11 protein-coding genes are annotated in these 16464 nt (G+C 45.1%); 3 read left to right on the plus strand and 8 right to left on the minus strand.

Annotated elements, in window-relative coordinates; all coding sequences use genetic code 11:
- Positions 1 to 10: 10 nt before the first annotated feature.
- The 8 genes from MD588_RS02745 to ebgR form a co-directional block, all read right to left on the minus strand.
- Positions 11 to 247: a YdcH family protein gene (locus MD588_RS02745; protein ID WP_265695272.1), complete on the minus strand. Its 237-nt coding sequence runs from the start codon at positions 245 to 247 to the stop codon at positions 11 to 13.
- A gap of 248 nt (positions 248 to 495) precedes the next feature.
- Positions 496 to 1719 carry a sodium/glutamate symporter gene (gene gltS, locus MD588_RS02750; RefSeq protein WP_265695273.1) on the minus strand — a complete coding sequence of 408 codons (1224 nt, stop codon included), beginning with the start codon at positions 1717 to 1719 and terminating at the stop codon, positions 496 to 498.
- 705 nt (positions 1720 to 2424) lie between these two features.
- A complete protein-coding gene (locus MD588_RS02755) occupies positions 2425 to 2763 on the minus strand; it encodes a hypothetical protein (protein ID WP_265695274.1) in 339 nt (112 codons plus the stop codon).
- A gap of 80 nt (positions 2764 to 2843) precedes the next feature.
- Positions 2844 to 6002, minus strand: a complete 3159-nt coding sequence (locus tag MD588_RS02760) for a sensor domain-containing protein (RefSeq protein ID WP_265695275.1) — start codon at positions 6000 to 6002, stop codon at positions 2844 to 2846.
- A gap of 261 nt (positions 6003 to 6263) precedes the next feature.
- A complete protein-coding gene (locus MD588_RS02765) occupies positions 6264 to 7685 on the minus strand; it encodes an amino acid permease (protein ID WP_265695276.1) in 1422 nt (473 codons plus the stop codon).
- Positions 7686 to 7811: 126 nt separating this feature from the next.
- Entirely contained in the window at positions 7812 to 8264 is a 453-nt protein-coding gene (locus MD588_RS02770) for a beta-galactosidase subunit beta (protein WP_265695277.1), read from the minus strand.
- Positions 8264 to 11344, minus strand: coding sequence for a beta-galactosidase subunit alpha (ebgA, locus tag MD588_RS02775; RefSeq protein ID WP_265695278.1), 3081 nt, complete (start codon positions 11342 to 11344; stop codon positions 8264 to 8266). The genes MD588_RS02770 and ebgA overlap by 1 nt, the downstream gene beginning before the upstream one ends.
- 307 nt (positions 11345 to 11651) lie before the next feature.
- Positions 11652 to 12626: a transcriptional regulator EbgR gene (gene ebgR, locus MD588_RS02780; RefSeq protein ID WP_265695279.1), complete on the minus strand. Its 975-nt coding sequence runs from the start codon at positions 12624 to 12626 to the stop codon at positions 11652 to 11654.
- A 395-nt stretch (positions 12627 to 13021) separates the two neighbouring features.
- On the opposite strand from ebgR, the gene galE reads away from it, so the two are divergent.
- From galE to galK, 3 genes are all read left to right on the plus strand, one after another.
- Positions 13022 to 14032 (plus strand): UDP-glucose 4-epimerase GalE, encoded by a 1011-nt coding sequence (gene galE / locus MD588_RS02785; protein WP_265695280.1) that lies wholly within the window; start codon positions 13022 to 13024, stop codon positions 14030 to 14032.
- A gap of 149 nt (positions 14033 to 14181) precedes the next feature.
- Complete coding sequence (locus tag MD588_RS02790; RefSeq protein ID WP_265695281.1) at positions 14182 to 15237, plus strand: UDP-glucose--hexose-1-phosphate uridylyltransferase; 1056 nt, start codon at positions 14182 to 14184, stop codon at positions 15235 to 15237.
- Positions 15238 to 15260: 23 nt separating this feature from the next.
- A complete protein-coding gene (gene galK, locus MD588_RS02795) occupies positions 15261 to 16454 on the plus strand; it encodes a galactokinase (protein WP_265695283.1) in 1194 nt (397 codons plus the stop codon).
- Positions 16455 to 16464 lie beyond the last annotated feature (10 nt).

Consider the following 16464-nt stretch of genomic DNA (forward strand, 5'->3'; position numbering starts at 1 on the left):
AGCAATGACGTTAATTGGTTAAGATGCTGTAGATTTTGTCCTTTAGTTGGGCCCGTTCAAATTTGAGTTGGGAAAAGTGGGAGTCTTCCGTAGGAATATTGCTGCCTTCTAATCCTCGTATTCTATGGTCGAGTTTGTGGTATCTGTCAGACATGGCTTTAAAGTTTTCATCCGCCATTTTTAGTTCCTGAATCTTGTCCTGCATATCTGGGAACTCAATGAAGAGTGCGTGATTTTCACCTAACATCTTAATACCCCATACGTTTTGTGTGTTTAGCCCTGCTTTTTCTATGTGTATTATTATGTTCATATCAAGCTGCGGGAAACGAGTTGATATGAGAACTTTCCATGCGCACCCTGAGCAAAATGGCAAGAAGGCCTTATACATTATCTGTTTGTATTAATCATAGAACGTAAATGCGGGATTTAGGTGAATTAAGGCAAGAAAAAAGCCCAAGTGACATTGTCACTTGGGCTTTTCAATTATCAGTCTTGTTAGTTTATAAAGCTGATATAGGTTTGCAATACAATTAAGTTCGCAATATCAATGAAGAAGGCCCCAACAATTGGTACAACCATAAATGCCTGCGGTGAAGGTCCATTTCTTGATACCAGCGAGCCCATATTCATTACAGCTGTTGGTGTCGCACCCATACCAAAGCCACAATGACCGCCTGAAATGATAGCCGCATCATAAGTTTTCCCCATTAGGCGGAAAGTTACAAAATAAGCAAAAATCGCCAGGGTAATGGTCTGTACTGACAAGATCAGTAGCATTGGTAGCGCAAGCTCAAGCAGCTCCCAAAGCTGCAGACTCATCAGCGCCATAGCCAAGAATAGTGACAGTGATATTGTCCCCAGGGCATCGACCGTTTCTTTGTTAACTTTGTATACCTTGGTGGTCTCACATACGTTAGTGATAAACACACCGATAAACAGGGCATAAACGAAATCAGGAATACGCAGCCAATTTACACCGAAACTATCGATGAACTCTTTTACATGTGAAGCGCCAGCAACACATACAAGAAGAATAAAGAGTACCTCAATGGAGTTTTTCGCGGTGATACGATCTTCTTCATGATCGCTATATGTCACGAGATCAGGGTGCTCGAGATGGTGGTGTTCCCCGTCACCAAACTCAGATTTTAACTGATGTTTGTTGATTAGACGTTGTGCGACCGGTCCACCAATAATACCACCCATAACAAGGCCAAATGTTGCCGCAGCCATTGAAAGCTCAAGCGTGTGTAGTCCAAAGTCGCTAGCGAAGGTCTGTGACCATGCTGCGCCTGTCCCATGGCCTCCAGAAAGCGTAATTGAGCCAACAATGAGCCCGAGTAGCGGATCTAGGCCGAGTAGGGTACTGAGGCTGACCCCGACAGCATTCTGAATCGTGATATATAGTGTAGCGATACCAAGGAACAAAAATACACGGGTACCGCCTTTTGCAAGTAACTTGAAACTTGCAGCCAGACCAACGGTTGCAAAGAACATCTGCATTAAGGTGTCTTTGATGCTTAGCTTAAATGTGACATCTATGCCCTGTTGGTGAAGTATTGTGATGATGACCGCTACGATCAAGCCACCGACAATGGGTTCTGGGATATTATACTTTCTAAGAACCTTAACTTTGCTATTAATAAAGTAGCCAAGAAAAAGCACGATAATCGCAATAAGCAGAGATTCCAGCTCGTTTATTTGAATTATTGAGTTCATGATTATGTCTTTCATACTTTTTTCAGACGGCAATTTTACTCTCTAAAACCCCCTGTGCCTATATTGCTTTTTTTGTCCTTATGGTGTAGTGCCTGCGATAATAACTTTGGGTAAATATTTGTATGGTTGGTGATATATGTTCATGCTGTTTTTTAACTGCGGCCAATATGTTTCCAATTGTTGGTTGTTTGGTCTTGGTGTATTTAATGTCATATCTGTTAAAGTGAGATCACACTGCTCATTTTATTTACTCGTCAATATCACCACTCGAACTTAAGTTCTTTTATTTCAATGACTTATTGTTTGTGGTTGATGTCATTTTATGTCTATTACAAACATAATTGCTTATATTTCCATGTAACTATAATGTTGAGATGAATGTTTTCTGTATTAAAAACAGACAAATCTTCGTAATTGGTTAAATATTGATTGATTGGAGATTTATTTTGGCAAATATTTTTTTTATTTTGTTGGTTTTTTTTATATGGTGGAAACATTGAGCATCGCATTGGACTCTTGTTAGAGTGTTTTTCGAGCTATTTTCTTGGTGAGAAAATAAACAAAATTAAAAACACGTAGCCAAACGCTGTTCAATAAATAAATTGAGCACCTCTAGAGTGTGAAGGTAGGCGTTAAGATCAATTTGGCGCTAAAGAGCTGGATTTTTGTACGATTGCTCATTAGCGCAGTTGTATGGAGTGGGAATTATGATGAACGCTTTTTGAGCTTAAGCTCTTTTCTTAATTGCTTGATGTAGTCGATACGGTCTGGGTTGGCCGGTTTGGAATCAACTTTCATTTGATCAACAGTTTGAGCTTCACTTTCAGTGACACAACGTCCATTAATTCGTACATGGGGAGCTTTGGTATCGATACTTGCCTGCTTTGAAGCATCTTCCTGAGCTTTAGCAATAGCTTCTCGGGCAACACTTTGATTTGTCGGTTCTTGAACAAACGATTTTCGTTGATAAGCAGGTTTCGAAGCACCTTGAGGCTGTTTGTCTCGTTGTTTAATGAAGTTGTCTAAATGATCACTAAAGCTCATATTGCTAACCTTAAGGGTATCTTGGTGCTGGGGTACATAGCCGAATTATATGCTCGATTAGGCGAAGCAACAAACGTAATTCAACCCGTAACTTTTTCGGAGGTAAAAATGTCTTCAGGCGAGCTGAGATATTGAAGCTCGAATTCTTTCTGCGGCATCGGCCGTCCAAAGTAGTAACCCTGAAACTCTTCAACGCCAAGGCTCGCAAGAAATTTTTCCTGGGCTTCAGTTTCGACGCCTTCGGCAACGACTCTCATATTCAGATTATGTGCTAGTTCAACGATTGACCGTGTGATCGTAATATTATCTTTATTCCTCGGTAAATCCTTCACAAATTCGCGATCAACTTTCAGGATGTGGATAGGGAAGCGACTGAGGTAGGCCAGCGAAGAATAGCCGGTTCCAAAGTCATCAATGGCAATTTTAACTCCTAGCGCTTCAAGTTTTATCAGTTTGTCTAATGCGATTTTAACATCCGACATGATTACGCTTTCGGTAATTTCCAGCTCAAGGCTCTGCGGATCGCACCCCGTTTCACTGATGGCTTTTTGTACTGTTTCGACGATGTTGGAATTTAACAACTGACGGGCAGAAATATTCAGGGCAAAATGTAAATTGAAATTATTGTTTCGCCACTTTACAAGTTGTTCGCATGCGCTGTGGATAAGGTATTCTCCGACATCAATAATTAAACCTGAATGTTCAAGAATTGGAATTATCTCAAGTGGTGATTGAATGTCTCCGTTTTCGTTTTCCCAACGAAGTAACGCTTCAACACCGCAAATGTCATGGGTAATTGCATTAACTTTAGGCTGGTAATAAAAATGGTAACGACTTGTACCTATTGTTCTTCTCAGCTCTGATTCTAGTTGCATGCGATTAATGCTATCCACCCCCATCTGCTGAGTATAGAAACAGAATTTATTACGGCCTTCCTCTTTAGCGCGATACAAGGCAATATCGGCTTGTTTTAAGAGGCTCTCTACTTCGTCTGTATCGTCGGGAGAGATGCTGATCCCGATACTACCAGCAATAAACAGCTCCCTGCTATCTATACATAGAGGTTTGCTGATATGGCGAAGGATGCGGTTGGCCATGGTGATAATATTTGCGGGCTCTACACTATCTTTAATAATGATCGCAAACTCATCTCCTCCTAACCGAGCAAGTGTATCGTCTTCCCTTAACGCTCCATTGATACGCTTTGCTACCGCAAGTAGTACTTTATCGCCGATATCATGACCCAGCGAGTCGTTGACTTGTTTAAAATGGTCAAGATCAATAGTCAGTAAGGCGATGCTGGTCGAAGTTCGCTTAGCTTGTTGTATTGCTGTCTCGAGAAATTGTTGTAGAAGCGTACGGTTTGGTAATTCGGTCAACAGATCATAATGAGCCAGTTTGTGCAGTTTACTCTCAAACAGTACTCTTTCGGTAATATCCTTACCGGTAGAAATATAGTGGCTGATCTTTCCGCGACTGTTGCGGATCGGCGAAATCGTTTTTTCTTCATATAGAACGGAGTTGTCTTGTTGCCGGCGGGCAATGACACGGTTGACGGTTCTGCCATCTTTTAATTGCTCCTGAACCTTACGAGCTTCTTTTTCATCATCAAGTGTCCGCTTAAGTAAAGTAGAGGACTGCGCGCCGATAATGTCTTTGGACTTCACTCCGGTAAGGTTTTCAAAAGACTGGTTAACATATTCAATAATCCCACGATTATTGGTAATGATGATTGAGTCGTTACTTTGTTCAAGTGCACGAGACATGCTCTTAAGCTTTTCTTCCCGCTCTATCCAGTAAGTAATATCTCTAATATTTAGTAGTATTTCACTGCTAGAGTGGTAGAAGGTTTCTGATGCAATAAACTCGATATGGCGGGGTTTTAAACTGATTAACTGAATACGAGCTTTTATCGCTTGCGAGGTTTTGCTATCACTCTTCTCGTGAACCTGCTGAACGATATCTTTAATTTGCTCTCGAGTCTTCTGTCCAGTGACAAGTTTTAGGAGGTTTTTCCCTTTTGCAGTATCCTCGTTAATGTTTAGGATTTGTCCTGCTGCTTTGTTTATCGAGTTGATCGTCATGTCGTCACTGATGGTGATAAGACCATCGCGGGCATGTTTCAATACGGTTGAATATTTCAAGGCAACGTCTTCAATGTCTTCCTTCAACTTCTTTTCGTCTCGGAGCATATGGAGAAGGTGCCAGGCAAGTACCATGCAACCTGAAACTAACGCCATAATTAAGATGCTGAAAATAGCGAATTTCACGATACGTTGTTGGGAAAAGGCCAGTTCAAGAACAGCTTCAGTCATATTCACTCTTGAGATGATAGTCCAAGGCAGATCTGTGCCATCAAAAGGTAGAGTAAACAGCTCTTCTCCTAAAAATTGATCGCCAGAGAAGAAACGGGTGAATGTATAGAGATATTCCCCTTCTCTGATTTGGCCGCTTTCACTTTCGTTGATTTGTTCCCAGAGTTGGCCATATGCCTGAAAGAAGTCTTGATTGTTTACTTGTTGCTGTGCTCCCATGAACTGCCAGGCACTCTCTGTTTCAGGACCTAATAACCACTGCCCTTTATTGTTAACGAGCCAGTTTTGCCCATTGTTCCAGTTATATTGCTGGTTCAATTCGAGAAGGTAATCTGCACCTAAGTAATTTAGTGATATTAACCAGCTGTCGCCGTTGATTACAAAGTGGCTGACAAATCGAAGCATCGGCTTGCTAGGCACCTCAACCTTGCCATTTTCCATATTCAGGTCAAATTGCGAAGTGTAGAAAGATCCTGGCTGAATCTTCAGTGCATTTTGTACATACGGCCGATGACTTTTATCTTGTAGTTGTTCTTCTCGTACATCAACCGCGCCATCTTTACTCTGGTTTACACGGATGATTTCCATTCCATTGGCGTCAATAAGCCTAACCTGATCGTAATAACTACGTGTATCAGCTAGTCGTCTGAAAGTGCTAGCTAATATAACCATCTTCGCCCCTTCGGATAGCTCTGTTAACGAGAGTTCTTGGGCTTTTTGGGTTAAATAACGTAAGTCATCAATAATTGGTGCGAAGTGAAGGCGGGTTATGTGTAAGGACGATTGGTGAAGGCTTCGTTCTCTTTCTTGGATTCGCTGTTCCAGTTGTATTACATCTTCATGGTAAATATAAAAGCTGGCCGCTGCTGTGATTGAAAGCAGTGGGAGGAGTAGGGCTAAGAATCTGAGTAAAGCTACCTTCATATACCATCCATGGTGCAATTGAATGCCTATCGGGAATCATTATAGTTCACGGTTGAAAGAGGATGCATATAGAAATGGTTGTAAAACCTTCATCCGTCACATAATACTTTGTAAGCTATTTAAAGACATAAGGTAGGAAGCTTATTCTAACTAATTGCGATTGAAGAGCATTGCGAAAAAGAGGGTAGGGAAGGCTTACTTAGAAAATCCCCTCTGAAAGACATAACTTCTTTCAGAGGGAGTGATAAATGCGTTATTTAGTTATTCGGTAGCGGCTTGGAGTTGTTTCGTAGGTTTTTGTTCGTTTTTCTCGTACTGGCTGTATTTCCACCAGGCATAGCCAAGGAAAATTACGATACCGCCTACGTTATAGAAGACGATGGTCATGATATCAGCCCCTGTCGGGAAGGTTGATGCCAGAAAGCCTATCGTGAAAATTCCGATCAGTACCGAGACAATTGCAATACCAGCAAAACGTGAGCCCATTTTAAAGTCACGCGGCAGGTGATCAAGCTTCAGTCTCAGATTAAGGTAAGCCAGCATGATGAATAATGGTGGTAGCATTGAGGCCGCTGCTGTCATGTTGATCACTGTGTTCATAAGATCCTGGGCGGTTTCGGATCCCAAGGTAGGGATAATCATCAGTGGGATAACAATCATGAACTGAATCCATGCTGCGCGAGCAGGGACGCCGTGCTTGTTAAGAGCAACCGTTTTCTCACCAAAAATACCTTTTGGAATTTCCGAGAAGAAGATTTTCACCGGTGTCGCCGTCCACATTAGTAGAGAGCCAAACATAGCCGTGAATGACACTAATCCGACAAAACGGTTAACCAGCATTTCTGGCAGGCCGAAGTAAGCTGCCATTCCCTCAAACACCTGAACCGACCCTCCTGTGAATTTTAGTGCTTCACGTTCGACAAAGACGTTGATCAGGATTGAAGATACTGAGTACAGCGCACCAATGAAGATACCAGCCAAGATGATGACTTTAACAAAGGACTTATGGCCGCCTTTGATATCGTTTACATAGACAGCAACAGACTCAGCACCGCCGGCAGCCATGAAAATCCATGCTGAAACGCCAAAGAATGCCCAGTTAATACTTGGCGTCATGGCTTCGATGGTTATTGGATCGGCAGGCTGTACACCGCCCATTACAGCAGCGCCGGATAGCATGATGTATGACAGCGTTAGAAGCAGCATGAACGATGAGGTGACGGAGGTTATTGGGCCGAGCATTTTTGCCCCATTGGTTGAAACATAGGTGGCAAAGGCAAACAGCATCGTGCTGAGAATCGTTGTTGCAAGCGGAGTAAGTACATACTCATAACCAAGAAAGGCGTAGGACGCATAGGCAAGTACACGTGGTAACAGGGATGTGAAGAAGAATAGGTTAACGAACCAGTAGGTATAGGCAGCCATAAACGCCCAGCGCCCTCCTAGGGCACTTTTTACCCAGGCATAGACCCCTGCTTCTGAATCTTTATTGAGCGATACAAACTCAGCAATAATCAAACAAAATGGGATGAAGTATATGATAGTGGCAATAAAGAACATGGGGGCGGACGACAGCCCGATTTCAATATTATTATTGATGACATTGTTAAAGCTGTATACGGCGGCGAAAGTCATGGATAGTAATCCGAACTTACCTATCGTATTACGTGCTGATTGAGACATAGGGTACTCCGATGAATCACGTTAAAGATTGTAGGGTGGATGGGCCTGGTTGTTATTGACCTCGGCCACTTTTTTATCGTTGTCGGTTGTTCCGGTGTGCCAGAACAACCGACGCTGTTGTTTTTGTTATTTGTTTAGGAAGTAGCCATCTTCAACCGTGACTTTGAGTATCACCTTGCGAACTCGTTTGTCACCGGCAAAGCGATAGGCTTCGTCGTTATTGAAAATAACCACTTGGCCACTGCCAACGGTATGCAGTACGCCACGGCCCTTCAGGTACTCTCGGTCAGTCTCGTCTTGATAAGGCTGGGATGTATGTAGTTGTTGTTTATTGGCTACTTCGATGGTTTCATGACCTTCGAGATAGTAATGAACATCAAAGTAGCGGCGGTTGCCGACAAAATCCTCGGTATTGCCGGCGACACCGTCTTCAATCATATAAATCAGTGAATCCCCGATAGAGTGGTAGACACCGTCGCGGATATTGCCGGTGTTCTCGATGGCTTCGACGCAGCGATTCCACTTTCTGCCATCACGGTAAAGAGTTTTGAATTGCTCCAGGTTGGCTAATATGATCATTATTTGTCTCCACCCTCTGGGATTTCGGTAAAGGCCTGGCTAGCGAAGAAGCTTGAACTGCAGTCCCCTTTGGTAAAGGGAGCCAGAGTCAGGCTGTATTCAAAGTCATCCATATACACACGGTATGAATCGAGAACTTCAGAGCCCCAGGAATTGGAACCCAATCCCATGACCTTGTGATCCAGGTTCAGGGTGATGAAACCACTTGGCTCTAGCTCGTTAATATGCTGTGCTGCATGTAGCTGATCACTGGTGTAGTGCCATGCACTCAGGTTAATTTCCTGCTGCTGTGGCTTGACCAAAATGCCCTTACCCTGACGATTTGCCAGCGAAGCCCAGCGAACATTCTGACGATTACCGTTGTTTTGCGGGAACGGATAGTTTTCGAACATATCGCTGACAGTGGTTTGGTAGATATCAATGATGTTGCACTGTTGACTGTCGAGATAGTTTTCCTCTGGTCCTCGGCCGTAGTACTCAACCAGTTCAAATTGATTGCTGATCCCGATGTCCAGGCCGATAGCAGGAATAACATGTGAGTATTCACCGTATTTAACGCCTGAAAGTGTCAGGTTTACCTGGCCTTCAGGGTGGATTTCGTAGCGGTATGAACAGCGCATGCCGAAATCAAGTACCGGCGGAGCAACAATGCTGGTGGAGGTGACAATGACTTTGCCGTCGATTGATTCAACCTCTATAGTGCGGAAGTGCTCCTGCATGATTTGCAAGTGTGCGGGTTCCCACAGGCCCTCGTACTCTTGTTTGTGGTTATCGATCATCGGTTTGAAGAAATTCATCTTCGGTGTGCTGGCAATGAGCTCTGTTTGTTGGTGTACCCAAGAGGTAAGCTTACCGTTCACTTTCGAGAACGAGAGGGTGAAGTCATAGCCTTGGATAATCCACTGCAGGCGCTCTTCTACCACAGCCAACGGGGTTGCATTATGATTGACAAAGCGGGGATGCTGAGCAGTGTTTGGCTTTAAACTAAACTGGAATACGCCCAGTTGGTGGTTCGCGTCACTATATGCTGTGCGGGAATTTTTCAGAACCGCGATATTGGCAAACACTTCGCGCTCGTCGAGCTCAGGTAAGGCAAACTGAATATCACGGCGTTCACCGGGCTTCACGTTGGCCACGCTGAGCTGGTGGTGGGCAAGGGTTTCGCCTTCTGCGCGGACATCAATTTGCAGCGTAATATCGTCAAGGTTCGAGAACCAGTACTTGTTCTCGATAGTAAGGATGCCGTTGGCAATATCTTTGTCATGGACTTTGACCGGGCAAACCACTTGTTTATATTCTTTTAGGCCGGGCCCTGGGGTTTGATCAGAGTAGACAAGTCCGTCCATACAGAAGTTGTAGTTGTTCGGATAATCGCCGTAGTCACCACCATATTTATATACATCCCGGCCATTTTCATCGTGCTCTAAAATGCCGTGATCACACCACTCCCACAGGAAGTGTCCCTGAATATGGTCGTGCTTGTAAAAGACATTTTGGTACTCGGTAAGACCTCCGGGACCATTTCCCATTGCATGGGCGTACTCACAGATGATGCGCGGCTTGTCCATTGGGTGCTCGCCGAAGTAATTCATTAGCTGGGCACGGGAATACATAGTACTGACGACATCGACAACTTCTGCATCACGGTCTTCTTCGTAGTGAACAAGTCGTGTTGGATCGATGAGCTTGGCTTGTTGGTACATTACACGAATATTGCGGCCGTAGCCGGATTCATTGCCTAGAGACCACATGATGATACTCGGATGGTTTTTCTGGGCATGGATATGCCGGACGATGCGATCGACATACACGCCTTCCCACGCGGGATCGTCGGTGATCCGGCTCAGATCGCCAACGTTGGCAAAACCATGGGATTCGACATCGGTCTCGGCCATTACAAATAAACCATAGATATCACATAGCTCGTAAAAGCGCGGGTCATTGGGGTAATGGGCGGTTCGGACAGCATTGAGGTTATGCTGCTTCATCAGGATCAGATCTTTCTCTACACGATCCATACCGACAGCACGACCGTTAAGGTGATCGTTGTCATGACGATTGACTCCGTGCAGCATGACATACTGGTCGTTGATGTAGAAAAGGCCGTCACGGACTTTGATATCTCTGAAACCAACGCGTTGCGGAATGATCTCCAATACCTTGCCGCTGTGATCTTTCAGTGTCAGGAACAGCTGGTACAGGTGTGGGGTTTCAGCCGTCCACTGAACTGGTTTTGTTACATCGATGGCAAACTCGGTGGTATGACGGTCAGCAATTAGCAGATTGTCATTGCTGCCTTTCGCGACCAGCTGGCCGCCGTCATACAGGGCGTAGTCGAGCTGGTAGCCATGGACTTGATGGTCGAGCAGGTTTTCCAGCACTACAGAGCAACTTAGCGTAGCACTTTGATATTGCTCATCGAATTCAGTGCGTACGGTGTAATCCTGTACATGAACCTGTGGTTTTCCGATGAGATAGACGTCGCGGAAAATCCCTGCTGTCCACCACATATCCTGATCTTCAATGTAGGTTGAGTCAGCCCACTGCATCACACGAACCGCGAGCAAATTCTTACCTGACTGTACAAAGGCAGAGATATCAAATTCAGCGGTAAGGCGACTGCCTTTGCTGAAGCCAATATAATGGCCGTTCACATACACTTCAAAGTAGGTTTCTACCCCATCGAATTTGATGATGGTTTGTTTGTCGTCCCATGAATCGCACAGTGTAAAGCTGCGTTGGTAAGCTCCTGTCGGGTTATCGGTAGGAACGAAGGGAACATCAATCGGGAAGGGGAAGCCTTCATCGGTGTATTGAAGCTTGCCGTGGCCTTCCATCTGCCACATGTTCGGTACTTTAATGTGCGGCCAGTCAGCCATTTCCTGGCAATAAAATTTTTCAGGAACAAGCAGTGGGTTTTCGAAGAAGTTAAATGTCCACTGTCCACTGAGCAGCATAAAGTGGCTGCTTAAATCACGTTGGAACGTTTTGGCAGTGTTGAATGCGTCATATGAAAAGAAGTAAGCACGTGGCTCCATTCTGTTTTCGCTAAGGCGGTTGATGTTTTCCCAGTTATTCACAATGCCTCCTGGACATATCTCGATAATCTGAGAAAAGATATTAGTTAAAGTTTTAGTAAAACAAACAGGTAAAATTTGTTTATTTTAACTTGGTCACGTTTTGTGCTCAGCTTTGTGAGCCGGATAACAGTAAAAGTTTATTTACCCAAGCAGCTTGAAATCGCTTGGGTATAAGTGGATTGCTGTTGGTAGCGGGAATCACAAGGGGGCTGTTTCGAGGTATTGTTTCATGGTATTGGAGCAATAAAAAAAACGGTAGCTTTAGTACCGTCTTTATATAAATCATGGGCTTATATTTGGGAAAATTTTACTTGGTTGTATCCCGTAGCTTGAGTTTGCTTGGTACATAGACTCGAATTGGGATAACCCGGCCATCTCTGCTTCTATCGAGTAACAGGTTTACAGCTTGGCTGCCCATTAGTTCTGAGTGAATTTTTACTGTCGAGAGGGAAGGGAAAGTAAACTTGGCCGTCGGGATATCGTTAACGCTGATTAACGAGATATCCTCAGGAATACGTAAGCCTTTTTCGTGGATAGCGCGAAGCACACCGATTGCGATAGAGTCTGAAGCAATAAACAAAGCATTAGGATAGTCACCATCAAGCATTACTTTAGCCAGCTTGTAACCGGACGAGCTGGAAAAATCCCCACGATAGATATCCTGTTCAGATACAACCTGCTTTAGTTGACCATATTCAGCAAAGGCAATCTCCCGAATATCGGGTTGATCGATACTGTCTTGTCCGCCGATAAAGCCAATGCGGCTATACCCTTGTTCAGTAAAGAAATTGATGACTTCTTTGCTGATCCTCGCAAGGTCGATATCAACCGAATCAAATTCATGATCGAAATCCGTATAGTCGATGTAGGTGATATTGCTGGTAAGCGCTTTGATCTGCTCTAGTGTTTGCTCGGACTGGCGGCCGACGAGCAGAACCCCGTCAATATTTTTGAGCTTGCCGTCGACTTTGCCTTCATAGCTGTGGGTCAACTGAATGGCCAGCTTCTCGCATTGTGTTTCGATACCGTGGCGGATGGATAGGTAGTAGGGATCGTTGACCTCAATGTCCTGCTTATAGTTAAACACTGCAAGAAAATGGAGGCGGTGCTTGGTGCTGGCCTTGCGTGATTGCGTTGTTTTGTATTCTAGTTTTTCTGCAATCTCAAAAATTCTGCGCTTGGTTTCTTCCTTAACACTCAGGCTAGGATCATCATTTAGTACCCTGGAAACCGTAGCGAGCGAAACGCCTGCTTCGGTGGCGATTTCCTTTAGTGTTGCCATTATTCCTCCGGTGTAGCGGGTAATTCACTGTATTAGTGCAACTAACTTTGTATATTATGTTTTTTTAGTAAAATTATCGAGTTTCTGTTGGTGCTTTTACTTGTTTCGGTATCCATAGCGTGTAAATCGTTTACACTAATGAGCCGAAATCCTTTCATTTCTTTTTCTTTAACCTCACTTCAATCTGATGTTATTTCATTAAATCTCGCTAAATAGCTGGGCTTTTGGCTGTTTTAGGTCGTGCAGTTATTTGTGAGAGGTTGTGGAAACGTTTACACAAGTGTGGTTTTGATCACGGATCGACCTGCTGGTTGCTTGTTAGACTTTTTAGCAGATGGGGCAATAGGGCGCGCAAACTACTTGCCTGATGATGAACTGGCAGCAGGAGAACAACCGTGAAGGTATTAGTTACAGGCGGAATGGGTTACATCGGCAGTCATACCTGTGTCCAAATGATTGAGGAAGGGATTGAGCCTGTCATTGTTGACAACCTTTGTAACAGCAAAGAGGCCGTGCTGACACGGATCCATGAACTCACTGGAGTGACGCCAGTATTTTATCAAGGCGATATTCGTGATCGTGAGTTACTGGCTCGAATCTTCAACGAGCACCGTATTGGTTCGGTTATTCATTTCGCAGGATTAAAAGCGGTGGGCGAGTCGGTCGAAAAACCGCTGGAATATTACGACAACAACGTACATGGCACTTTGGTGCTGGTTGATGCCATGAAAACGGCGGGTGTAACAAGCTTGGTGTTTAGCTCGTCTGCGACGGTTTATGGCGATCCCGACATTATGCCGATCACTGAGTCTACTGCCACCGGGCAGGTCACCAACCCTTATGGCCGCAGCAAATTCATGGTTGAAGAGTGTCTGCGAGATATCCAGCTCGCGATACCGGAATTTAGTATTACGTTGCTTCGTTACTTCAACCCTGTCGGGGCCCATCCTTCAGGCAAGATGGGAGAAGATCCGCAAGGCATTCCCAATAACCTGATGCCGTTTATTGCTCAGGTTGCTGTTGGCCGACGTGAATACCTATCTGTATTTGGTGATGACTATCCGACGCCAGATGGAACGGGTGTACGTGATTATATTCATGTGATGGATTTGGCTGATGGCCATATTGCGGCATTGAAATCTGTCGGTGAAACCGCCGGCCTGCATATTTTCAACCTGGGGACCGGGCAGGGAAGCAGTGTGTTGGAAATGGTTGGCGCATTTAGTGAAGCATGCGGCTATGAGATTGCCTTCCAAATTTGCCCTCGTAGAGCAGGAGACATTGCTGAATGTTGGGCTGACACCCAGAAGGCAAACGAATTATTAGGCTGGAAAGCGCGTTTTACCGTCTCTGAGATGGCGCAAGATACCTGGCGCTGGCAGTCAAATAACCCACAGGGGTATTAAGCATCAAGGAAGTGTCGGTAGTTGTAAGAGCTGTACCTGGAAGAGTCTTCTCGTAGCACTTACGAGACGCTAGAAACACCTGCAGGACCCAGAACTAGAAATTATTCCCATTAGCTATTGGCTGGTGGCAAACAAACATTGAGAAGCTTATGTCTGAAATAAAATTTAATCCTGTCAATCATCCGCATCGTCGTTATAACCCTTTGACAGGGCAGTGGATACTCGTTTCGCCTCACCGAGCCAAGCGTCCGTGGCAAGGTGCGGATGAAGCACCGGAGGCCGCCGAAGACACCCAATATGATGCGGGGTGCTTCCTGTGTCCAACCAATACCCGCGTTTCTGGTGACAAAAATCCGGACTATACCGGTACGTATGTCTTTAATAATGACCATGCGGCTCTAACCGTGGATACACCTGATGCCCCAGAGTCAGAGAATCCGCTATTCCGTTCTGAAAGTGCCCGCGGCCTGAGCCGAGTCATCTGTTTCTCGCCGGATCACAGTAAAACATTGCCCGAACTGTCCGTAACGACAATTCGTAATGTCATTGATACCTGGAACGAGCAAATTGAAGAGTTGGGCCAGGAATATGTTTGGGTTCAGGCATTCGAAAATAAAGGGTCGGCAATGGGCTGCTCTCAACCTCATCCACATGGCCAGATTTGGGCAAACAGCTTTCTGCCGAATGAAATTGCCCGGAAAGACGACAATCTTCGTCATTACCTTGAAATTCATGGCACGAACTTGTTGGTGGATTACGCACAGAGTGAGATGGCTGACGGCTCTCGCACTGTGGTTGAAACCGAGCACTGGATTGCTGTTGTGCCTTATTGGGCGGCATGGCCATTTGAAACCATGCTATTGCCGAAAGTACACATCCGTCGGATGGATGAGCTGACCGATGAGCAGCGAGATGATCTTGCTCTCGCGATTAAAAAGCTGACGAGCCGTTATGACAACCTGTTCAAATGCTCATTCCCATATTCGATGGGCTGGCATTATGCGCCATTTTTCAAAGAGGGGGATACCTCGACGGAACACTGGCAGCTACATGCGCTCTTCTATCCGCCGTTGCTACGTTCGGCTACGGTCCGAAAATTTATGGTTGGCTATGAAATGCTGGCAGAAAGCCAGCGCGACTTAACGGCAGAGCAGGCCGCCGAGAAATTACGCGCCCTTAGCGATATCCATTTCCGCGAACAATAAGAATGATGACTAGGAATAACAACATGACAATAGTTAGCAAATCACAAGTACTTATCAACACTGTATCGGCCGTATTTTCTAATGTGTTGGGCTACGAGCCTGGCCATATCATTCAGGCTCCGGGTCGCGTCAATCTAATTGGTGAACATACTGACTATAACGACGGTTTTGTTTTGCCGTGTGCGATTGACTACCAAACGGTTGTTGCTGCCAGTCGCCGAGATGACACCAGAGTTCGAGTGGTTGCGGTAGATTATGGTAATGAAGTGAAAGAGTTTGATATTGCTGAACCTATCATCTTTGACCAAAACTGTATGTGGATTAATTACGTTCAGGGGGTTGTGAAATGCTTGCTAGAGCGTGGCTATGAATTTAGCGGTGCAGATATCACTGTCAGTGGTAATGTTCCTCAGGGCGCAGGACTTAGTTCCTCTGCTGCATTGGAGGTCGTGATTGGCCAGACATTCAAAACGCTTTATGAGTTATCGATCTCTCAGCAAGAGATTGCTCTGAACGGGCAGCAGGCAGAAAACCAGTTTGTTGGCTGTAATTGCGGGATTATGGATCAGCTTATTTCTGCCGAAGGTGAAGCGAATCATGCATTGCTAATTGATTGCCGATCATTGGAAACCCGTACAGTATCGATGCCGGAAGACATGGCCGTTGTCATTATCAACTCCAACAAAAAACGCGGCTTGGTCGATAGTGAATACAATACCCGCCGCCAACAATGTGAAGAAGCAGCCCGTATCTTTGGTGTGAAGGCACTGCGAGACGTCACCATTGAGCAGTTTAACGAGCGTGAAAACGATCTTGAGCCAATGGTTGCCAAACGTGCTCGTCATGTAATCACTGAAAATGCTCGGACAGAGCGGGCTGCGGAGGCGCTATCAAATGGTGATATGACGTTGATGGGTGAACTGATGGCGCAGTCACATGCCTCAATGCGCGATGATTTTGAGATCACCGTGCGTGAAATCGATGTTTTGGTTGAGATGGTCAAAGAGGTGATTGGCGATCAGGGCGGGGTACGTATGACCGGCGGCGGCTTCGGTGGCTGTATTGTCGCTATTATGCCTCCGGCTCTTGTTACCCAAGTCAAAGAAGCCGTTGAAGCCAAGTATCAAGCAGAAACAGGGCTGAAAGAGAGTATCTACGTTTGTAAAGCGATGGCAGGTGCAGATGAGGTACGTGTTCTTTCCCCTGAGCTTGTCTAGGGGCATTAGC

This window comes from Photobacterium obscurum (genome assembly GCF_026191635.1).
Lineage (GTDB): Bacteria > Pseudomonadota > Gammaproteobacteria > Enterobacterales > Vibrionaceae > Photobacterium > Photobacterium obscurum.

Coding starts and splice junctions, on each gene's coding strand:
- MD588_RS02745 (WP_265695272.1), bottom strand. CDS start 247: ATGTTAGGTGAAAATCACGCACTCTTCATTGAGTTCCCAGATATGCAG.
- MD588_RS02765 (WP_265695276.1), bottom strand. CDS start 7,685: ATGTCTCAATCAGCACGTAATACGATAGGTAAGTTCGGATTACTATCC.
- MD588_RS02755 (WP_265695274.1), bottom strand. CDS start 2,763: ATGAGCTTTAGTGATCATTTAGACAACTTCATTAAACAACGAGACAAA.
- MD588_RS02770 (WP_265695277.1), bottom strand. CDS start 8,264: ATGATCATATTAGCCAACCTGGAGCAATTCAAAACTCTTTACCGTGAT.
- MD588_RS02760 (WP_265695275.1), bottom strand. CDS start 6,002: ATGAAGGTAGCTTTACTCAGATTCTTAGCCCTACTCCTCCCACTGCTT.
- MD588_RS02790 (WP_265695281.1), top strand. CDS start 14,182: ATGTCTGAAATAAAATTTAATCCTGTCAATCATCCGCATCGTCGTTAT.
- ebgR (WP_265695279.1), bottom strand. CDS start 12,626: ATGGCAACACTAAAGGAAATCGCCACCGAAGCAGGCGTTTCGCTCGCT.
- galK (WP_265695283.1), top strand. CDS start 15,261: ATGACAATAGTTAGCAAATCACAAGTACTTATCAACACTGTATCGGCC.
- gltS (WP_265695273.1), bottom strand. CDS start 1,719: ATGAACTCAATAATTCAAATAAACGAGCTGGAATCTCTGCTTATTGCG.